The organism is Neobacillus massiliamazoniensis (genome assembly GCF_001048695.1).
GTDB lineage: Bacteria > Bacillota > Bacilli > Bacillales > Cytobacillaceae > Neobacillus > Neobacillus massiliamazoniensis.
The window spans coordinates 225,706-245,724 of sequence record NZ_CVRB01000004.1 but is presented as its reverse complement, the minus strand read 5'-3'; the positions used below and the strand labels follow the sequence as shown (position 1 = coordinate 245,724).

Below are 20,019 nucleotides of genomic sequence, written 5' to 3'. Positions count from 1 at the left end.
AAGGTTTGGGGTGTTTTAATAATATGAAATATAAATTTGTTGTGATTGATTTGGAAACTACAGGGAACATTCCAAAGAAAGGTGACAAAATCATTCAATTTGCTGCAGTAGTCATTGAAAATGGAATGATTACAAAACAGTACTCTACTCTGGTCAATCCAGAAAAACCAATACCAGTCTTTATTGAAGAATTGACTGGATTGAATGATGAAATGGTGAAAGATGCTCCATTATTTTCTGAAATTGCTCCTGTAATTGGCGATCTCCTTGATGGAGCTTACTTTGTTGCGCATAATGTATTATTTGACTTATCTTTTCTACAGGAAGAGCTCATCCATTCTGGTTTTGACGGTTTCTTTGGACCTGTTCTAGATACTGTTGAAATGGCGCGAATCCTTTATCCTACCGCAGACAGTTATAAGCTTTCTAATTTAGCTGAGCTTGAGAATTTAAACCATGATCGTCCACATCAGGCTGACAGTGATGCCCTAGTGACGGCAGAGCTCTTTCTTATTTTTTTAAGGAGCTTGTCTTTACTCCCAAGAACACTTCTTCTGCAGCTATCAACTTTATCTGGGGGTCTTAAAAGTGACTTGCAGCAATTACTGGATGAAATAATGGTAGACAAAGATAAGACGATTGAGAGCCTCCCTGAATCCATTGAAATCTTTAAAGGCTTGGCCCTACATAAACGCACCGAAATGATGGAGGAAAACGGGGCCAAAGGTGAGGTTGACTATCCTGCTGATCATACGGAAAAGATAGAACTTATAAAAAAGGGTTTTTCAAGCTTTGAAAAAAGAACTGGGCAATATGAGATGATGGATGGAGTTTATAAGGCCTTTCAAGAAGAAAGACACACGTTAATTGAAGCGGGGACTGGCGTTGGTAAATCGCTCGGATATTTATTACCAGCTGCCTATTTTGCAAAACAAAAAGGACTCCCGATCGTGATCAGTACCCACACGATTCAACTTCAGGAACAGATATTAAAAAACGAAATTCCCATTCTTACGAAAATCCTTCCTTTTAAGCTTAACACTGTTCTACTTAAAGGAAGAAATAATTATATAAGCTTAGAACGGTTTAAGCAAACATTATTGGAAGAAAACGAAAATTATGATACATCCTTAACGAAAATGCAAATTCTTGTTTGGCTGTTGGAAACTGAAACAGGTGATAAGGATGAATTGAACCTTTCGAGTGGCGGGCTTCATTACTGGAATAAAATAAAAAATGAACAAGTTGTATTTTTACAAAATAAAGAGTGGCAAACGAAAGATTTTTATAGTAAAGCCAAAAAAGCGGCGCAAGATGCAGATCTGATTATTACCAACCATTCATTATTATTAAGCGATCTTTCAGGAGAAAACTCGATTTTACCGCCATCTGATTTTTGCATAATTGATGAGGGTCACCATCTTGAAAAGCAAGCAAGTCAATTTTTTGGTCATTCATTAGATTATTTATCTACTCGGTTGTTATTAGGTCAGTTTGGTCAATATGAACAAAGACAGCTGTTTTTTCATCTTGAGGAACTATTGGACTTGTTACCCGTACAAAGAGAAAAGATAGATCAGACATTTGAATTGAATCAATTGGTTGCTGACTTATTCTATGAGATGGATGATTTTTTTAAGTTAATCGCAATTTATGCAAAATCAATGTCTCAAAATTTAAAAGGCACTTCCCGTGTTAAAGTGCGTTTTTCGACACGTGAACACAGTAAAGAAATGGCTGCTCTTATACACAGTGCAGAACGCTTCGCTTTTTTAATGAAAGATCTGGAAAATGGAATTAGAAACCGGTTGGATCTCCTTGAAAAACAAAAAGACTTATATAAAAATGAACAAAAAAGCAAGTTGGAAGAAATCGTTTCCTTTGTCACTGATCTCACGGAGCTTAGACATACCATTAAGGAATGCTTTATATTAGAATCTAATTTTGTTAAGTGGATTGAATTTGATACTCGTTCACCGCAAAATGTCACCACTTTTTTTGCCCAGCCGGCCACCGTTGCAGCTTCCTTAAAGGAAAAGCTTTTTAAACAGAAAAAAGGGGTAGTCATTACGTCAGCAACTTTAACGGTGAATCATACGTTTGATTATTTTGTAAAGGAAATAGGACTCGATTCGGTTGACACCATAAAAATGACGATTCCTTCACCGTTCCAATATGAAAATCAGGTCCAACTTTTGATTCCAGAGGATTTACCAGAGGTCAATTCCGTTTCGTTAGATGAATATGTTGTAGCTATATCAGAACATATTATTACGATCGCTGAAGCAACAAAGGGCAGGATGCTTATACTGTTTACTGCCAATGACATGCTGAGAAAAACGTACGATTTAATTAAAGAGAGTGGTTTTTTAACTGATTTCGTTATGATTGCCCAAGGTATTACAAGTGGAAGTCGCTCGCGGTTAACAAGAAATTTCAAAGCATTTGATAAAGCCATTCTCTTTGGGACAAGTAGCTTTTGGGAAGGTGTAGACATACCGGGAGAGGATTTATCCTGCTTGGTTGTTGTTAGACTTCCATTTAGCCCTCCTGCTGAGCCATTAACTGAGGCAAAATGTCAGTTTATAAAAAATCATGGGGGTAATGCTTTTTACGATTATTCATTGCCAGAAGCCATTCTTCGCTTTAAGCAAGGGTTTGGTCGCTTAATTCGCACAAATTCAGACCGAGGAATTATGGTTGTTTTTGATAAAAGAATTGTCACCACTAAATACGGTGGAGCCTTTTTAAAATCAATTCCGTCCGTACCTGTTAAAAGGGGGAATATAAACGAATTGATAGAGTTCATTTACAAATGGCTATGAAATAAAATTTGGTAATTCTCCGCATCCTATACGTAAGTATAGGAGGATTAAATCAATGAGAATATTCCTTATTTTAGTGGTTATTTTTCTTCAATGTACTTCCATTGCACTGGCTGGAAAGTCTTTTTCCGGGAATGTTGAAAAAATCGATTTAAATATAAGAAGCCATGAAATGGCGATCAGTTTTTTTCGACTATCTGATGGTGAAGCAACACTGATCCAAGGTCCTAATAATCAGAATATATTGGTGAATGTTGGAGGCGGACAGTCTAAGAGAGAAATGGACAGGTGGCTTTCTTTATATGATGTAAAAAAGGTTACCATGCTGATTTTGACGGGTGCACATGCACTTCATTTAGAACAAGTAAACCACCTTGTTAATAGATACCATATAAAGGAAATAGCGAGTTCGCAACAAATAACAAAACAAATTGCTGAAAATTTAGACGTTGGCAATCAAATCGTGATAAAATCTTGGAAAGAAGAAACAAAAACGGAGCTTTTTCCTGAACTATCAGCTGTCGTTCAATATGTAGGAAGTGAAAAAAATGAGGGATTAGATTTTACGCTGCAGTTTTTCAAGCATCATCTTTTTCTAATGTCCTCTTTTAGCCAACATGCTAAGGAAAAATTACTAACTAAAAACCTCGGCGAGATCAAGGTTTTTAAGGTTCCCGCTAATGCGAATGAAGATTTACTATCTGAAAAACTAGTTAAACATGTCGATTCACAAATCTCCATTTTAACTGCAGGTGGAAATCACCATCCGAATCCGGAACTTATAAGTGATTTACTTAAAACTTGGTCAGAAGTATATTTTACAAAAACGCATGGAACGGTGACAATCAAATTCACGAAATCACATTATGAAGTCTTCACGATCCTTGAAGATGGCAGTGATTATAAAAATTTCGGATTGCGAGAATGTTTTAGGATTATTTAACTCCTAACCTGCTATAATGAGTGAGTAGATTCTTTATGATAATGGAGGAACAATGATGGAGAGCAAGATAGAAGTTTTATCAACAGTAAAAATCCAGTATGGACCGGATTTATATAAAATTGTTGATACTCTTAATCGAACCTTAAAGGATAAAGACCTTATGTTTGGGTTAGCCCTTGATATGGAAGATCAAAATAAGGCGATTTTTACCATTTATCGTACATAGAAAAGGTTGAAAGACATGAAAAAATGGATTATTTTTCTGGTTTTATTTGTATTGGTCTTTGTTGGGGTTTTAATAAAAGTTTATTTTACCGCTGTTTCTCCTTTAAAGACAGAAGAAAAAAAAGCTGTTGCACTTGCAAAGGATAAGGTTCAATTAAGCCAAGTTGATGATTTTCATATATATAATGGCTTAGAGTCCGTTGATGTGATAGAAGGAAAAAATAAAAAAGGTGAAAAAATTATCGTTTGGATTCCTCAAAAGACGAAAAAAGTAATTGTTAAAAAAGCTAAGGATGGTCTTACACAAAATGATGCCATCGATAAGCTTTTACAAGAAAAAAAGCCAAAAAAAATTATTTCTGTTCGCCTTGGGATGGAAAAAAATATTCCTCTTTGGGAAATTTATTACCGTTCTGACAATAATTTAATAAATTATTATTATGTTCAATTTGACACAGGTGAATGGCTGAAGAAGATTGAAAACTTTTAGTTAAATAGGAGACAGGAGGAATATTGGCATGGAATTAAAACTTGCAAATAGAGTAATGGCACTCACCCCCTCAACAACATTGGCCATTACTGCAAAAGCGAAGATGTTAAAAGAGCAAGGTGAAGATGTAATTGGTTTAGGTGCTGGGGAGCCTGACTTTAATACGCCCGCGCATATATTAGATGCTGCATTTCGTTCCATGAATGAAGGGCATACAAAATATACACCTTCAGCAGGCCTACCAGCCTTAAAAAAAGCCATTATTGATAAATTACAACGTGATCACGGGCTAACTTACAAGCCAAATGAAATCATCGTTGCAAATGGTGCTAAACATGCTCTATATACGTTATTTCAGGTTATCTTAAATGATGGTGATGAGGTCATCATTCCTTCGCCATATTGGGTTAGCTATCCGGAACAAGTTAAACTGGCTGGCGGGGTCCCAGTATATATTGAAGGTTCTGAAGAAAATCAATTTAAGATAACACCTGATCAATTACAAAACGCCATTACAAACAAAACTAGGGCAATCATTATAAATTCACCTAGCAATCCAACAGGTGTTATCTATACGAAGGAAGAACTTCAAGGAATTGGAGATATTTGCCTTCGTGAAAACATTTTAATTATTTCCGATGAAATTTATGAAAAACTTATCTATGGTCATCACAAGCATATTTCCATTGCACAAATTTCTCCGGAATTAAAAGAACAAACCATTATTATTAACGGTGTTTCTAAATCACATTCCATGACTGGCTGGAGAATTGGTTATGCAGCCGGAAATAAACAAATTATTGAGGCAATGACGAATCTTGCCAGTCATAGCACATCTAACCCAACAACCACGGCGCAATTTGCAGCCATTGCAGCTTACAATGGTCCACAAGAGCCTGTAGAAGAAATGCGTCAAGCTTTTGAGGATAGGTTAGAGATCATCTTTGATCAGTTAGTCTCAATACCGGGTTTTACTTGTGTGAAACCACAAGGGGCATTTTATTTATTTCCTAACGTTAAGGAAGCAGCACAACAAACCGGTTATCCAAATGTGGATGAATTTGTTGAAGCATTACTTGTTGAAGCGAAAGTAGCTGTCATTCCAGGATCAGGTTTTGGGACTCCGGACAACATTCGCCTATCCTATGCAACTTCACTCGAACAATTAGAAGAAGCAGTAGGTAGGATCCATCGGTTTGTAAATTCAAAGCTTGAAAAGTAAAATTTGAACAAAATATCAATGTAAAGTGGATGTCCAAATCAAAGAGTCAGATCCCTCAACCTAGAATATATAGTTGAACTTTGCTTAATATGCGACTATATATTGATTGTTGAGCGACCCTTTTGAGACATCCTTTTTTTGCATTCCTTTGCCAAAGCTGGAGGGCTAATACTCTTACCCGGATTGTTTGTTCATGTTATACTGAGGGGGAGGTGTAATTAGGATGAAATCTAATCTATTATCATGGATTGAAGAAGGGAATATAACGTTTCCTGCTGTTTTATTATCTCAATATCGTAATGTTCATTTAAATGAATATGAACTTGTTCTTTTATTAAATATTCTTTCATTTATTGAAAAGGGAAATGCATTTCCTACACCCGAAGAGCTTTCATCCCGCATGACCATTTCCGTTCTAGACTGTAATGATATGCTTAGAAAGCTTGTTCAAAGAGGGTTGCTTGAAATTATCGATGAGGTTTCAAGCGAGGGAATTCGTTATGAGAAGTATTCCTTAAAACCATTATGGGAAAGGCTTGTTGACCAGTTTTTAATCAGCTCCCAAAATGATAAAGAAAAGAGCAAAAAGGCAGAAGAATCAGACGTATACACTTGCTTCGAGAAGGAATTTGGCCGCCCTTTATCACCATTTGAATGTGAATCGCTCTCCATGTGGATGGATGATGACCACCATGATCCCATCATTATCAAAGCAGCCTTAAGGGAAGCAGTGATGTCAGGAAAATTGAATTTCCGTTATATTGATCGCATTTTGTTTGAGTGGAAGAAAAATGGCATAAAAACGATTGACCAAGCTAAAAATCATGGACGAAAATTCCGACAAAAGCAAACTCAGCATCGTACCAAACAGGAAGAGTCGTATCAGCCGTCTTCCGTTCCTTTCTACAATTGGTTAGAGCAATAAAACGAGAGAGAACAGCCTCTCGTTTTATTGCTTTTCATAAACGAATTTAATTGATGGCTGTGTTAAAGTCATTGTTGATTTTTGAAACTATGTTGATTGGAGCGGAAGGCGCGAGATCCTCGAAAATGCTATCGCATTTCCTTCGTGCGGTGTTGATTCAAGGATGCTGATTCAACGTCCTGCGGGAGTACGGGGCGGGAGACCCCACAGGCGCTTAAGCGCCGAGGAGGCTCCCCGGAACGCCCGCGGAAAGCGAAGCCTGGAGCGCAAATCAACAGGCAAGTTTAACACAGTCGAATTGATAGAAGGTGAAATAGATGTTAAATAACACTCAAATAAGATATTGTCTTGATCAAATTGGGGACATGTTTCCTAACGCTCATTGTGAATTAAATCATTCGAATCCATTTGAACTTATTATCGCTGTATCATTATCAGCACAATGCACAGATGTCCTTGTAAACAAAGTGACAAAAGGATTGTTTGAAAAATACAAAACACCACAAGATTATCTAAAGGTTTCACTTGAAGTATTGCAAAACGATATTCACTCAATTGGCCTATATCGAAACAAAGCAAAGAATATTCAAAGCCTTTGTCAAATGCTATTAAATGAATTTCAAGGTGAACTTCCAATTGATCGCGATGAACTGACCAAGCTTCCGGGTGTTGGCAGAAAAACAGCGAATGTTGTAGTTTCTGTTGCTTTTAACGTTCCAGCAATTGCAGTGGATACCCATGTCGAAAGAGTGACGAAGCGCCTTGGAATCTGCCGTTGGAAGGATTCTGTGCTAGAGGTTGAAAAGACCTTAATGAGGAAGGTTCCAAAAGAGGAATGGTCCGTAACCCATCACCGCTTAATTTTTTTTGGCCGCTATCATTGTAAGGCGCAAAATCCACAATGCCCAAGTTGTCCGTTGCTAGAGCTTTGCAGAGAGGGAAAAAAGAGAATGAAAGGCAGTGCCGAACTAAATGGATAATCGATTTATTACTCTTTCTGTACCACCTGAATTAAAAAACGGCTTCTTTTTTTCATCCGATAGGATAAAAATGGAGATGACGGAGAGAAATTTAACAGATAACTTTGTCTATGAGCTGCTTTATTATCATGGAATGGATGGTTGGAAGCCTTGGGAAAATCAAGAGGAAGCGTTTCTCTTTCTAATGGATGAGTGGGAAGTGGTTAAAAATCAGCTTGAGGAATTATACCGAAATCGTGATCAAAACAACGCCCGATTAGCGATGAAAAAAGGAATTGGCTTATTTATTCAATTATTATTTTGGTCGAATGATCTGCCTGTTTTACTAAAGGAACCAATTCCTTCTATTCCTCTAGTCTATCAGCCTGTCAATCTTAGCGAAAGATTGGCGTTTATTATGTCAAGACCCAATTTGTTTCATTCGTTCCGACAGCTTTCTGAATTGATTGTGGAGCAAGAGAAACTTTACGTTAAGAAAAGCATATTAAAAAAAGCGTCTAGACCAAATCGGTAGACGCTTTTTCTTCTGTCCAGCTTCAGCGCCTGACCAAGGCGCTGGAGCTTTTCTTATTTAAATTAAATGAGAAGGAGTTTATGGCTTTGGACCGGAACCAGTGCCACCGCCAGTACCACCAGTGCCACCGCCAGTACCGCCAGTGCCACCGCCAGTACCACCAGTGCCGGAACCTCCACCGGTACCACCAGTACCACCGCCAGTACCACCAGTACCTCCACCAGGTGGTGTTACCGGCTGATTAGGATTGGACCCACTATCGTTCCCGTTCCCGTTCCCATTCCCATTACCGTTACCATTACCGTTACCGTTACCGTTACCATTACCATTACCATTACCGTTCCCATTTCCTTGATTGTTATCCTTTGCAGGAACAGTAAAGGTTGTTGAGATAGGGTCACTAGTATTACTGTCTGTTTTCGCCACAACCGTTATCGCATATTTTCCACCTGGGACAACAGGAATTCTTATTGTATTTTGATTGGTTGTGTAATTTTTTGCTCCTGTACCATCATCACTCGTAACGGCGAATTGAACATTAGCATTTGCAGTATTATTGTAATTCCAATTTAACACCATTTCATTACTTGCAGCATCATAATTAGCCGAAAGGTTTGTTGGTGCATCGAGTTTGGAATATTTAGTAGATACAGTCTTAGGTGCATACCCTTTTACGGCATATTCGGTAAGCACTTCACTATCAGGAGTATTATCACTCGCTAATACCGGTGGCATAGAGCCCTTTTCAATTCGAACCGGTTGAACGCTGTTCGGCATTGTAAAATCAGGGGTATTAATATCTTGAGAAACATATGCCATGATATTTTTAAAGAGTGACTGAGCAATTGTTTGATTCTTAGGCGAAATTGCCGTCTTTCTATCCGGATACCCAGTCCATATTGAGCACGTATAATTGGTTGTGTAGCCCGCAAACCATATATCTGGATATGCTCCATCTGGAATATTCCATTTATTAATTTCGTCCTGGGTATAGTTCGTTGTTCCTGTTTTACCTGCAACTGGGAGACCAGGAATATTTGCAGCAACGCCTGTACCTGGATACTTAAGAACACTTTTTAACATGTCTGTTACCATAAAGGCAGTTGAGTCCTTCATCGCTACTTTCGGTTCAGGAGTATTGCTAATAACTGTTCCATCTCGAAGTTTAATTTTAGTTATGGTATGAGGTTTTGTGTAAATCCCTTTATTACCAAAAGCACTGTATGCTCCTGCCATTTCAAGCGGAGATACACCATCCTTTAATCCTCCAATAGCATAGGATTCATAAATGTCTTTTAACGGAATCCCTAAATTAACAGCAAAGTTTTTCGCCTGATCTAATCCGACCTGCTGCAAGGTTTGGACCGCAGGGGAATTTCGTGACATTGCAAGCGCTTGTCTGATTGTCATTAACCCCTTATACTGGTTATCCCAGTTACGAAATGTTTGTCCTGTTGAATAGGTAACCGGCTTATCTTCAATTGGTTGATAGGTGCCCCAATGAAGGTATTCGATTGCTGGTCCATAATCTAAAATTGGTTTGATTGTAGAACCAGGCTGCCTCTTAGTGTCAATTGCATAGTTAAATCCACGTTTAACCTGTTGGTTTCTTCCGCCACCAATAGCACGAATTTCACCTGTTTTCGTATCCAGAAGGGTAATCCCTGCTTGGAATTGGTCATCCGGATAATTAATAATGTCTTTTGAATTTAAAATATTATAGACATATGTTTGCGCTTTTGAATCCAATGTTGTATATATCGTAAGACCATCAGTGTTAATATCAAAATTCGTTGTATTTTTAACTTCATCGATAACAGCATCTACAAAGGAATCATACGGCTTTTCGTCACGTTTGCGTTGGTCTTCCTTCACTATTTCTGATTGAACTGGAACTTTTTGGGCTTCTTCCATTTGTTGTTTAGAAATATAGCCATGCTGATTCATTAATGATAAAACGATGTTACGTCTTTTTTCAGCTAAATCCGGATGTGTAAATGGATTATAATTATTAGGGCTTTGCGGTAATCCTGCGATTAATGCATATTCTGGAAGTGTTAAATCCTTCAGTGGTTTTCCAAAATAAATCTCAGCTGCTGTTGCAATGCCGTAGCTGTTTTCAGACACATATACTTTATTTACATACATTTCAAAAATTTGATGTTTTGTATATTTTTGTTCTAACTGATAAGAAAGCCATGCTTCTTGAACTTTTCTTTTTATTGTTTTTTGATTAGTCAAGAAGGAGTTTTTGACAACCTGTTGCGTGATGGTACTCCCACCCTCTGCACCAAAGCCATGAGTGAAATTGGCTAAGATTGCACCACCAAGGCGAATTGGGTCAATTCCATGGTGCTGATAAAAGCGATAGTCCTCTGTCGCCAAAACAGCATCCTCCATTTGCTTAGGAATATCTTTATAGGCGACATATTCCCGATTGACTCCCCCAACCTCAGCTATTTGATTTCCATCTTTATCTAATATTTTTGAAGGTATAGGTTCTGATAATAATTTAGGATCAAGCTTTGGAGCATCTTTTATAAAATAGGCAAAGACACCAGCTACGGCCAACATCATCACAATTCCAAGGGCCACAAGTGATAGAAAAATTTTCTTAAATAAGCCTCTACTCTTTTTCTTTTTCTTTTGCTTTGGATTTCCCTTGGCTTGGAGATTTTTTCGGCGCTCCTCTCTGGATTTATATTGTTCTGCCATATTAAGTTCCTTCCTTTCTGTACATCAAAGAATTTTCCTAAGAAAATATCAACATATCTATTATACTAATATAGTCAATTCTTGGTTGAAATCCAAGCGGAATGTAGTGCCCGAACTGTTCGATTTCTTCCTTGGTTATCGATTTTCTTCCACCATTGGTCATTCTATCCCAAAATGTAAGAAGATGCTTTGCCTCAAGTAAATACACCTGATCAAATCTAGTAAACCGAAGAATGACAAAACAAATTCCACCTTGGGCGAGACAATCTCTCATATGGTCAATCTGATGTTGATGGAAATTTTTTAATGGAATGGATGTTTCATTTTGCGTTTCCTTTGCCTCAAAATCAATATATTTTCCTTTATAGACACCATTATAGTCGGTAGTTGAAGCCAGTTTAAAATAGGCCTCCTTAATGACTGCCGCACTCCGATTAGGATAATCGACTTGAACAATTTGCACAGGTGTCGGTTTTTTATGGATGACGGCCATTTTAATGTTTCTATAATATTCGTTCGATTCATTTAAATCTTCTTCAAGGGTCATTCCTCGATTACTAAATGAATTATTTTTTATATTCTTCACTCTCGCTTCTGTTTCTTTTGTTCTTGGAATAAATCGTTTTCCATTCGGATAATTAACAAACATGATAAGCACCTCACAAACTTATCTTATCATATCAAATCTAGATGGAATTTGTATGAATAAAAATAAATGACCATCGCACTTTAATAAATATAAGATATCGTACTTTTCATAAGTTAGCATGATTCTTATTTCGCAAATATAAATCAATTTTTTCTAAAAGTCTACTTTGAATTCAATTAAAGGAAGATGGCCATGAATCATCTTACAATACAGGAGATAGAGCTCATTCGTCAAATTGGAAACGAAACGGAAAAAAAAAATTTTGATAATATTTCCAGAACAGAAGCCTATTTTAACTATTTTAAAAAGAACCCGGATATTATTTGGGCATTTTTAGCAAGCATGGTTTCAAGGAATGGGGGCTGGAATATGTGTGACCTCGAGGGTTCCATCTTTCCCCAACTTATGGGTTCGAAAATCAGAAAACAGCTTTTTCTTACCTATGAACGGGCTAATTGGCTCATTTTTCACGATGTATTTCCACAGTTATTGCTCTATCAGTATTCGACGAAAATTAACAAACCAATGTTTCATTTACTTCAATATTTTCATGCTTCAGGCTTTATTCAAAGGGAGTGGCAACGGTATTGGAGGGAAGCAGATCAAAACAGGCTGATGACTGCATTAATCATTAATGAACAAAATGTAATTCAATCACCGGTTATAGAACATCCGATTTATAAGAAAAAAGTATTTCATTCTTTTTTCTTTACCTTTCAAGATTGGCTCCATTTTAGCAGTGTGTTATTTCCAACATGTGGGGGAGAAGTATATGGTGCAAGTGTTAATGGTTTCAGAACTTTATCCAAAAGGATTAATCTTGGAAAACGGCTAGCAAGTATTCTGTTTCATCCTAGGTTATTTCCATATTTTTATGAATTTGCTGAGAAGACGGCACATACGGGCTCTCGGTATGATTATGAACAATACTTTAGAATAAAGACATTAAGGAAAACTCCCATGCTAAGGACAACCTTCCCAATTATAGAGCATGGGCGGCATGTGTACGAGGATTGGAGTAAAAAGAGGAGTGTATCACCATTGTGGATATATTTTCCTGCCTGCCATCATCACCCGATTCATCTTACTGATTGGTATATAACGAAATCCAATCAGCTTCAATTAATTCTCTCATTGTATAAAATAGTAGAAGGTAAATAGACAAGGCGCCCAGCGACTAGTGAACTTCGCTAAAAGGGCGCCTTGCGCTTTTCTTATTGTCCAGCTCCAGCGCGCTGATCAAGGCGCTTCCGCTTTATTGTCTATCTCCTGCTCGCTGATCAAGGCGCTTCCGCTTTTCTTATTGTCTAGCTCCTGCGCCTAGCCCCTCGGGGCTGATCAAGGCGCATCCGCTTTTTTAAGTAGATGGGATATTAGGCCCTTCGGTCTTTTTATCACCGTAGCCAGTTTTTTTATCTGTCACAGAACGTCCTTGCTTTTTGTTTTGTTTATCATTTTTTACCATCATTAACACCTCCAATCTTTAGCTTGTACGGTTTTACTTTTTTCATGCGAGTATAGGATAAATGTCGAAATGGAAATAAGGAAATGACACATAGACACTATCTTTGTTGAATAGCTTCTAGTTTTGTCAAGAGGGAAGGATGCAAAGAACTGGAAAGAGAATTATACTAATTAATTACGCGAGGAGGTTTTTATGATGAATAAATCATTGACTGAAAAAGAAGAACTGATTTCGACGTTGTCAAAAATTTATGATCAATTAGAAGAATTAGAACTTGCCCTCGTTGCATCATTCTCGAAACAACGTACTAGATTAAACAATGAAGAGCTAGGGAAAATATTCATCGCTGTAAATAAACTATCATTGATAGAAGAAAAACTTATCCATCGTCATTCCCCAGACAGTAAGGACTTGGGGTACCCCTCGGTCCAAGTAAAAGGAGCATAAGGCTTTATGGAGTGAATAAAAAAAGAAAAGAGACGCTTTTCTAAGCATCTCTAGTCAAAAAGTTTTAAGAGTATTCGATGAGGGAGTTTGCTTTATAGTCGTCGGGTATAACCGCTCCTAAGTTTTCAAGCTCACGGACAAGAAGGCGATATTCTTTGATGTCAATTTCATTGTGAATATATGCTTTCTTGGCAAAATCCAATAAAGAATTAGCATCATCTGTGGTGTAATCTCGACTTATTATAAATCTGCTTTTTAATTCAAGAATATTCATAAATAGCTCCTCCTTCATCATTTTTTTAATCGTACCATGAATTAAAAGGATTTTTTAGTTTTTAAAAAATTTAAACTTCAGACAAAATTCTTGTATTTTTGACATTGGAAGAAGCAAACAAATTAATCACCATTCCCCATTTTCTTCATAGTTTGTAGTAATGACATTCGCGGAGGAGATGTTTGCCCATGTTTAGAAATAGAAGACAAAGTAATTACGTTGATTATGGATACTCGGGGCAAATGATGCATGGTGCACCGATTTACGATTATTGGTATCAAATGCAGATTAATCGTAATCAGCCTAATCCTTATCAGCCTCTACATCAAAATTATCAGTGGAATACTTTTCAGCAGCAGAGCCCTTTTTATCCACAACAGCCATTCGACTTGGGTCCACAAAACCCCCTAATTGCAAATCAGCCGTATCAACAAAAGGATTCACAATTTCTTTTTTCTAATCCGCTGCAGCCTCATGAGGAAATAGTTCCAAATTCGTATATGCCTATGAACGGAATGGCAATGATGAATCCATACCCTAAAAATAATATGATGTTGAAGCAACCAGGTGGTATGAATTCATTTTTAAACTCCTTTAAATCTCAAGATGGGTCGGTTGACTTTAACAAAATGATGAATACAGCAGGGCAAATGATGAACGCTGTTAACCAAGTATCAACACTTGTTAAAGGGTTTGGCGGTATGTTTAAAGTTTAATAGAATGAAAAACAGACGGCTGATTTTCAATCCGTCTGTTTTACTTCATAAATTGAATGATTAGGGCTACTCTTCCAATAGAATGGTTTTACCTTTTTCAAGAGGAATTCTAACTTGTAATAAACCATCTCGATAGGAAGCACTAATTTTATTTTCATTTATTGGCTGCGGGAGTGAAATGGTTCTTGAGGATTGCTGCCGTGATAATTTGCGTCTGTATATTTGATTAATTTCATCTTCTTCTGCTTCAATCACCTTATCTTCAACAGAAATGGTGATATAGTTTCCAATAACATTTAGATGGATTTGCTCCTTTTTGACACCGGGCAGTTCAGCGGAAATTAGATATTCGTTCTTAGTTTCGATCGTATCAACATGAAAGGTCGGACTATTAGGGAACGGATTTTTAAAAAATTCATCCATCGATTGTAAAAGTCCGCGAATCGGTTTTTCATTAAAAATATCGTTCATTGTTTTCATTATTTCTCCGAAAGGTTTCGAGTCATTATTTTTTATGTTCTTTTTATTATTATTTGATGGCGTTGAAGACATAATAATCCCTCTCCTTCCCAATTTTCACATTGTATTATATGTTTATAGAACTAGGTATGTGCGGTCGAATTTTTGTCACAACTTTTTGAACATTTTGTTACAAACCATTATAAAGTGATTTGAATCACACCTTCGACACTTCTGTCTTTGTAAGCTTAAGCAGAAGATTATTGAAAGAGGTGTAGATAAATGTTCTGTTATCAATGTGAACAAACGCCAACTGGTGGATGTAAAGTAATCGGTGTATGTGGAAAAGATGAAACAATTGCAAGCTTACAGGATACGATCATTTTTGGATTAAAAGGAATTGCTGCCTATCGAACACATGCAAATCAATTAGGGTTTACGGATCCTTTTGTGGATTCGACAACCCATGAAGCACTTTACATGACATTAACAAATTCAAACTTTAATCTGAATGAACATATCGAAATGGCCATGAAAGTGGGGCAATCTGCTGTCCGAGTAATGGAAATGTTAGATGAAGCCCATACGAAGCGTTTAGGCATTCCTGAGCCGATTCGGGTGACTCAAAACAAGATTGAGGGCAAATGTATTGTTGTGACAGGGCATAATCTATTCGCTTTAGAAGAATTATTGAAGCAGACAGAAGGAAAAGGAATCAATATTTACACCCATTCCGAAATGCTTCCTGCACACGGTTATCCAGCTCTAAAAAAATATGCCCATCTTAAAGGAAATATCGGAAAAGCCTGGTATGACCAGCGCCGACTCTTCGAACAATTTCCTGGTGCGATTTTAGCAACTACAAACTGTGTAATGCCAATTAAGGGATCCTATGCAAATAGAATGTTCTCTTATGAGGTGGCTGGTCTTGAAAATGTGCAAAAGATCGTAAATGATGATTTTTCAGCTTTAATTGAAAAAGCATTAGAGCTTCCTGAAGCTTCAGTTGAATCCAATGAAACATTGCTTACTGGATTCCATCATGAGACAGTCCTTGGTTTAGCTCCTGAAGTGATTGCAGCTGTTAAGGAAGGCAAAATCAAACGTTTCTTCGTCATCGCCGGTTGTGATGCACCAGGACATGGCGGAGACTATTATAGAGAACTAGCAACATCTCTTCCTCCGGAAACCGTCATTTTGACGACATCCTGCGGAAAGTTCCGTTTTAATGACGTTGATTACGGAGTAGTTCCTGGCACTAACATTCCGCGTTATATTGACCTAGGACAATGTAATAACTCTGTTTCTACCGTAAAAATTGCCAAAGCACTTGCCGATGCCTTTGAATGTGAAGTAAACGATCTTCCGGTCAGCATCGTCTTATCATGGTTTGAGCAAAAAGCAGTAGCCATTCTTTTAGGGCTATTTAGCTTAGGTATTCAAGATATTCGCATTGGACCAAAACCGCCTGAATTTATTTCAGAAGGAGTATTAAAGGTACTTCAAGATACCTTTAACTTAAAATTGATTGGCACAGCAAAAGAGGATATGGAAGAAATGCTTCAGCTTTCTGCAAAATAATAATAAAACCCGCAGGATGATTTGCGGGTCAGATTGTCGAGAAAAGATATTTTTCTCGGCAATTTTTTATTCTGTCGTGAACTAAAATCCCGATTTTTATTAACTAATTGTCAATGCTAGCCTGTTGATTGGAGCGGAAGGCGCTCGATCCTCGAAAATGCTATCGCGTTTCCTTCGTGCGGAGTTGATTCAAAGATGATGATTCAATGTCCTGCGGAAGTACGGGGCAGGGGGAGACCCCGCAGGCGCCAAAGCGCCGAGGAGGCTCCCCGGCACGCCCACGGTAAGCGAGCTTCTTGAGCGCAAATCAACAGACCTATCGTACAGCCTATATAAAATTATAATAAATTAACGCGGTGAATTGTTAAATAAAGTGAATGAAATAAAAGGCTATCGAAAGTTTTTCGACAGCCTGAACCCGCAGGATTTAATTATTCTGCGGGTTTTTATTTAGATTAAGTCAATTTCCCCCAAGAGGGATTCAATATCTAATAACATATTTCCATCATCAGCCACTTCAATTAGTTCATCTTTTTTCATTTTCGTTAATGTTCGGCTAATGGTTTCTCTCGTTGTCCCAATCATATTGGCTAGGTCTTTGTTTGTAAATTCAGTTTTAAGCAGAACCCGTCCATCATCAAGCTCCCTGCCATGTTTTTTCCCGAGGCGGATTAGGAGCTTTATTATTTGTTCATAAGTATTGTTTAGAATCTGTTCTTCCAGGCGGTCCTGCAGGTCAACAATTTTTTCTCCTAGAACGTTGAACACCTTGATACAAAGCTCAGGGTGTTCTATTAACACCCTTTCAAATTGGGAGATTGGGATCGTGATTAGTGTGGATGTTTCTAGAACTTCCGCATAGGCGGGATAGTTTCCCTTTCTAAAAAAACCAACATGCGGGAACATTTCACCTTTCTTCATAATCGCAACAAGTTGCTCTCTGCCATTTACATCGCTTTTATAGATCTTGATTTTACCATCAATGATAAAATAGACATTTTCAAGCCTGTCTCCCTGGTGAAAAAGATGACTCATTTTTTTCCATTCTCTTGTTATGGCGATATCAACAATTTTTGATAATTCATCATCATTTAATTCTTGAAAAATGGTGAATTCAGAGAGTACCTTTTTTATATCTTCATTCTTCATTTAATCACCTACTTATACATCCTTTCGTTAATTTTACCACTTATAGTTATGAACCACATGATAAGAATTCAGCAAAAATGGAAAAAAATAATTAGAATTTCTTCTTTTTCAGCGAACGTTTATTCGTTAGAATAGATGTATGAGGTGAGTTCCATGAAATTGAAAAAAAACTTACAGGAAATTTTGACAGAATTAAAATTAAACAGTGAATTTAAAGATCAAATCGTCACATGGCGTACATTAGAAGCAAAACCGGCCCAAACGAGCGAACTACCTGAAGACCTTCACCTTGCTTTAAGAGAATCCCTTGCTGGCAAGGGGATTCGTGAACTATACACTCATCAAAAATCAGCTTATGAAAAGATAATTTCAGGAAATAGTATCGTAGCCGTTACTCCAACAGCGTCTGGAAAAACATTATGCTACAATCTTCCCGTCTTGCAAACTATCATTACAGATCCAAATTCACGAGCACTTTACATGTTTCCGACCAAAGCACTTGCTCAGGATCAAAAAAGTGAAATCAACGAAATTATTCAAGCGGCAGGTGTTGAAATCAACAGTTATACATATGACGGGGATACACCAGCAAATATTCGCCAGCGGGTGAGAAAAGCAGGACACGTGGTGATTACCAATCCAGATATGCTTCATTCCGGAATCCTACCCCATCATACAAAATGGGTTTCTCTCTTTGAAAACTTGAAATTTGTTGTAATTGACGAACTCCATACATATAGAGGTGTATTTGGCAGCCATGTTGCTAACGTAATTAGAAGGTTGAAGCGTATTTGTCAATATTATGGGAGTAACCCTATATTTATTTGTACGTCAGCAACTATTGCAAACCCGCTTGAGCTTGCTGAAAAATTAACCGATGAAAAGATGCACTTGATTGATAATAATGGAGCTCCAAGCGGGATAAAGCATTTTCTTTTCTACAACCCGCCAATTGTAAATAAACCTTTAAACATTAGAAAAAGTGCTACCCTTGAGGTTAGGAAAATAGCTGGTGAACTATTAAAAAATAAAATTCAAACAATTGTTTTTGCTAGAAGCAGGGTAAGAGTCGAAATTATTTTGACTTATTTGCAGGAATTAGTAAAAAATCAACTGGGATCGAAATCAATTATGGGTTATCGCGGTGGCTATCTGCCAACAGAGAGAAGAAGGATTGAAAAAGGCCTCCGTTCAGGTGAAATAGTGGGTGTAGTCAGTACAAACGCACTTGAGCTAGGTGTAGATATCGGGCAGCTACAGGTTTGTATTATGACTGGCTATCCAGGAACGATTTCTAGTGCTTGGCAGCAGGCTGGCAGAGCGGGAAGAAGGCATGGAGAGTCCCTTGTTATTATGGTTGCAAGTTCAAGTCCTCTCGATCAATATATGATTCAGAATCCAGACTACTTTTTTCATAATAGCCCGGAAACTGCAAGAATTAATCCTGATAATCTGATTATTTTAATTGATCATATGAAATGTGCCGCATATGAGCTACCCTTTAAGGCTGGTGAAAAGTTCAGCACTGTAGATACTGACGAATTGCTTGAGTACTTGACAGAGGAACGAGTTCTTTATCGAAATGGAGATAAATGGTATTGGATGAATGATTCTTTTCCAGCCCATAATATCAGTTTAAGGTCTGCTTCACAAGAAAATATCGTGATTGTTGACCAAACGGATGTGGCGAATGTAAGAGTAATAGGTGAAATGGACCGCTTTTCAGCGATGACCCTGCTCCATGAAGAAGCAATTTATTTACACCAAGGTACTCAATTTCAAGTAGAAAAGCTTGATTGGGATGAAAAGAAGGCTTTTGTCCGGGAAGTCGATGTTGATTATTTCACTGATGCAAATTTAGCTGTTCAATTAAAAGTACTTGAGGTAGATCAGCTTAATCAAAGGGACAATATGGAAATCGGTTATGGTGATGTCAGTGTTAGGGCAATGGCAACTATTTTTAAAAAAATTAAATTTGAAACCCATGAAAATATCGGCTCAGGACCTATCCATCTTCCTGAAGAAGAACTTCATACGAATGCCGCGTGGATTTCTCTTAGTAAACCCTTAAAGGGAATGGGGAATGATCGTATAGACCAAGGTCTTATTGGAGCAGCTCATGCTTTAAATCATATTGCCCCATTATTTGTCATGTCTGATCCTCAAGATATCCATGTCGTCCCCCAAGTAAAGGCAGACCATAATGAAAAGCCAACTATTTTCTTTTATGATCGCTATCCAGGGGGAATTGGCTTAAGTGAGAAAATATATACCGGTATGCTGGAGGTCCTTACAGAAACAAAAAAAATGATTACTCATTGCCGTTGTGAAGCTGGCTGCCCTTCGTGCATAGGAACAGACGGGGGAAGCGAAACGGCTAAAAAGGACACTCTCGCCATTATCGAATCATTCCTCTTCCAAGAAACGAAGGATGTATAAA

General features: G+C 37.6%; 18 protein-coding genes. 13 read left to right on the top strand and 5 right to left on the bottom strand.

What is annotated here, in order from left to right; all coding sequences use genetic code 11:
- Positions 1-23: 23 nt before the first annotated feature.
- The 8 genes from dinG to BN1082_RS18970 all read left to right on the top strand — a co-directional run bounded on the left by dinG (position 24) and on the right by BN1082_RS18970 (position 8,124).
- Entirely contained in the window at positions 24-2,825 is a 2,802-nt protein-coding gene (gene dinG, locus BN1082_RS19005) for an ATP-dependent DNA helicase DinG (RefSeq protein ID WP_090637052.1), read from the top strand.
- Positions 2,826-2,880: 55 nt separating this feature from the next.
- Positions 2,881-3,768 (top strand): ComEC/Rec2 family competence protein, encoded by an 888-nt coding sequence (locus BN1082_RS19000; RefSeq protein WP_090637050.1) that lies wholly within the window; start codon positions 2,881-2,883, stop codon positions 3,766-3,768.
- 55 nt (positions 3,769-3,823) lie between these two features.
- Complete coding sequence (locus BN1082_RS18995) at positions 3,824-3,994, top strand: YpmA family protein (RefSeq protein WP_090637047.1); 171 nt, start codon at positions 3,824-3,826, stop codon at positions 3,992-3,994.
- 15 nt (positions 3,995-4,009) lie between these two features.
- The gene (locus tag BN1082_RS18990) at positions 4,010-4,483 is read left to right on the top strand and encodes a cell wall elongation regulator TseB-like domain-containing protein (protein ID WP_090637045.1); all 474 of its coding nucleotides are present in this window, start codon (positions 4,010-4,012) and stop codon (positions 4,481-4,483) included.
- A gap of 28 nt (positions 4,484-4,511) precedes the next feature.
- Positions 4,512-5,705 (top strand): pyridoxal phosphate-dependent aminotransferase, encoded by a 1,194-nt coding sequence (locus tag BN1082_RS18985; RefSeq protein WP_090637042.1) that lies wholly within the window; start codon positions 4,512-4,514, stop codon positions 5,703-5,705.
- Between the two features lie 223 nt (positions 5,706-5,928).
- Positions 5,929-6,630 carry a DnaD domain-containing protein gene (locus BN1082_RS18980; RefSeq protein ID WP_090637040.1) on the top strand — a complete coding sequence of 234 codons (702 nt, stop codon included), beginning with the start codon at positions 5,929-5,931 and terminating at the stop codon, positions 6,628-6,630.
- A gap of 317 nt (positions 6,631-6,947) precedes the next feature.
- Entirely contained in the window at positions 6,948-7,610 is a 663-nt protein-coding gene (nth, locus tag BN1082_RS18975) for an endonuclease III (protein WP_090637038.1), read from the top strand.
- Positions 7,603-8,124, top strand: a complete 522-nt coding sequence (locus tag BN1082_RS18970; protein WP_090637036.1) for a YpoC family protein — start codon at positions 7,603-7,605, stop codon at positions 8,122-8,124. The genes nth and BN1082_RS18970 overlap by 8 nt, the downstream gene beginning before the upstream one ends.
- A gap of 78 nt (positions 8,125-8,202) precedes the next feature.
- Here the strand turns inward: BN1082_RS18970 and BN1082_RS18965 are convergent, their stop codons facing one another.
- Together BN1082_RS18965 and recU are read right to left on the bottom strand one after the other, a co-directional pair.
- The gene (locus tag BN1082_RS18965; RefSeq protein ID WP_090637034.1) at positions 8,203-10,839 is read right to left on the bottom strand and encodes a transglycosylase domain-containing protein; all 2,637 of its coding nucleotides are present in this window, start codon (positions 10,837-10,839) and stop codon (positions 8,203-8,205) included.
- A 37-nt stretch (positions 10,840-10,876) separates the two neighbouring features.
- The gene (gene recU, locus BN1082_RS18960) at positions 10,877-11,488 is read right to left on the bottom strand and encodes a Holliday junction resolvase RecU (protein WP_090637032.1); all 612 of its coding nucleotides are present in this window, start codon (positions 11,486-11,488) and stop codon (positions 10,877-10,879) included.
- Positions 11,489-11,680: 192 nt separating this feature from the next.
- Between recU and BN1082_RS18955 the strand changes: the two genes are divergently transcribed.
- Together BN1082_RS18955 and BN1082_RS18950 are read left to right on the top strand one after the other, a co-directional pair.
- Complete coding sequence (locus tag BN1082_RS18955; RefSeq protein ID WP_090637030.1) at positions 11,681-12,649, top strand: DUF2515 domain-containing protein; 969 nt, start codon at positions 11,681-11,683, stop codon at positions 12,647-12,649.
- Positions 12,650-13,148: 499 nt separating this feature from the next.
- Positions 13,149-13,400, top strand: a complete 252-nt coding sequence (locus BN1082_RS18950; RefSeq protein ID WP_090637028.1) for a hypothetical protein — start codon at positions 13,149-13,151, stop codon at positions 13,398-13,400.
- A gap of 64 nt (positions 13,401-13,464) precedes the next feature.
- Here BN1082_RS18950 and yppF read toward each other — a convergent pair whose 3' ends face one another.
- A complete protein-coding gene (gene yppF, locus BN1082_RS18945; protein ID WP_090637027.1) occupies positions 13,465-13,674 on the bottom strand; it encodes a YppF family protein in 210 nt (69 codons plus the stop codon).
- 188 nt (positions 13,675-13,862) lie between these two features.
- On the opposite strand from yppF, the gene BN1082_RS18940 reads away from it, so the two are divergent.
- The gene (locus BN1082_RS18940) at positions 13,863-14,390 is read left to right on the top strand and encodes a YppG family protein (RefSeq protein ID WP_245640490.1); all 528 of its coding nucleotides are present in this window, start codon (positions 13,863-13,865) and stop codon (positions 14,388-14,390) included.
- A 66-nt stretch (positions 14,391-14,456) separates the two neighbouring features.
- Here the strand turns inward: BN1082_RS18940 and BN1082_RS18935 are convergent, their stop codons facing one another.
- Positions 14,457-14,942, bottom strand: a complete 486-nt coding sequence (locus BN1082_RS18935) for an Hsp20/alpha crystallin family protein (RefSeq protein ID WP_090637026.1) — start codon at positions 14,940-14,942, stop codon at positions 14,457-14,459.
- 189 nt (positions 14,943-15,131) lie between these two features.
- Between BN1082_RS18935 and hcp the strand changes: the two genes are divergently transcribed.
- Positions 15,132-16,430, top strand: coding sequence for a hydroxylamine reductase (hcp, locus tag BN1082_RS18930; RefSeq protein ID WP_090637024.1), 1,299 nt, complete (start codon positions 15,132-15,134; stop codon positions 16,428-16,430).
- A 450-nt stretch (positions 16,431-16,880) separates the two neighbouring features.
- Here the strand turns inward: hcp and BN1082_RS18925 are convergent, their stop codons facing one another.
- Positions 16,881-17,579: a Crp/Fnr family transcriptional regulator gene (locus BN1082_RS18925; RefSeq protein WP_090637022.1), complete on the bottom strand. Its 699-nt coding sequence runs from the start codon at positions 17,577-17,579 to the stop codon at positions 16,881-16,883.
- Positions 17,580-17,732: 153 nt separating this feature from the next.
- Here BN1082_RS18925 and BN1082_RS18920 point away from each other — a divergent pair, with 153 nt between their 5' ends.
- The gene (locus tag BN1082_RS18920) at positions 17,733-20,018 is read left to right on the top strand and encodes a DEAD/DEAH box helicase (RefSeq protein ID WP_090637020.1); all 2,286 of its coding nucleotides are present in this window, start codon (positions 17,733-17,735) and stop codon (positions 20,016-20,018) included.
- Position 20,019 lies beyond the last annotated feature (1 nt).

Bases quoted from the DNA above. Each gene is read 5' to 3' on its own strand.
- recU (WP_090637032.1), bottom strand. From the start codon at position 11,488: ATGTTTGTTAATTATCCGAATGGAAAACGATTTATTCCAAGAACAAAA.
- BN1082_RS18970 (WP_090637036.1), top strand. From the start codon at position 7,603: ATGGATAATCGATTTATTACTCTTTCTGTACCACCTGAATTAAAAAAC.
- BN1082_RS18985 (WP_090637042.1), top strand. From the start codon at position 4,512: ATGGAATTAAAACTTGCAAATAGAGTAATGGCACTCACCCCCTCAACA.
- BN1082_RS18965 (WP_090637034.1), bottom strand. From the start codon at position 10,839: ATGGCAGAACAATATAAATCCAGAGAGGAGCGCCGAAAAAATCTCCAA.
- BN1082_RS18995 (WP_090637047.1), top strand. From the start codon at position 3,824: ATGGAGAGCAAGATAGAAGTTTTATCAACAGTAAAAATCCAGTATGGA.
- nth (WP_090637038.1), top strand. From the start codon at position 6,948: ATGTTAAATAACACTCAAATAAGATATTGTCTTGATCAAATTGGGGAC.
- hcp (WP_090637024.1), top strand. From the start codon at position 15,132: ATGTTCTGTTATCAATGTGAACAAACGCCAACTGGTGGATGTAAAGTA.
- BN1082_RS18940 (WP_245640490.1), top strand. From the start codon at position 13,863: ATGTTTAGAAATAGAAGACAAAGTAATTACGTTGATTATGGATACTCG.
- BN1082_RS18920 (WP_090637020.1), top strand. From the start codon at position 17,733: ATGAAATTGAAAAAAAACTTACAGGAAATTTTGACAGAATTAAAATTA.
- BN1082_RS18935 (WP_090637026.1), bottom strand. From the start codon at position 14,942: ATGTCTTCAACGCCATCAAATAATAATAAAAAGAACATAAAAAATAAT.
- BN1082_RS18925 (WP_090637022.1), bottom strand. From the start codon at position 17,579: ATGAAGAATGAAGATATAAAAAAGGTACTCTCTGAATTCACCATTTTT.
- BN1082_RS18990 (WP_090637045.1), top strand. From the start codon at position 4,010: ATGAAAAAATGGATTATTTTTCTGGTTTTATTTGTATTGGTCTTTGTT.
- yppF (WP_090637027.1), bottom strand. From the start codon at position 13,674: ATGAATATTCTTGAATTAAAAAGCAGATTTATAATAAGTCGAGATTAC.
- dinG (WP_090637052.1), top strand. From the start codon at position 24: ATGAAATATAAATTTGTTGTGATTGATTTGGAAACTACAGGGAACATT.
- BN1082_RS19000 (WP_090637050.1), top strand. From the start codon at position 2,881: ATGAGAATATTCCTTATTTTAGTGGTTATTTTTCTTCAATGTACTTCC.
- BN1082_RS18955 (WP_090637030.1), top strand. From the start codon at position 11,681: ATGAATCATCTTACAATACAGGAGATAGAGCTCATTCGTCAAATTGGA.
- BN1082_RS18980 (WP_090637040.1), top strand. From the start codon at position 5,929: ATGAAATCTAATCTATTATCATGGATTGAAGAAGGGAATATAACGTTT.
- BN1082_RS18950 (WP_090637028.1), top strand. From the start codon at position 13,149: ATGAATAAATCATTGACTGAAAAAGAAGAACTGATTTCGACGTTGTCA.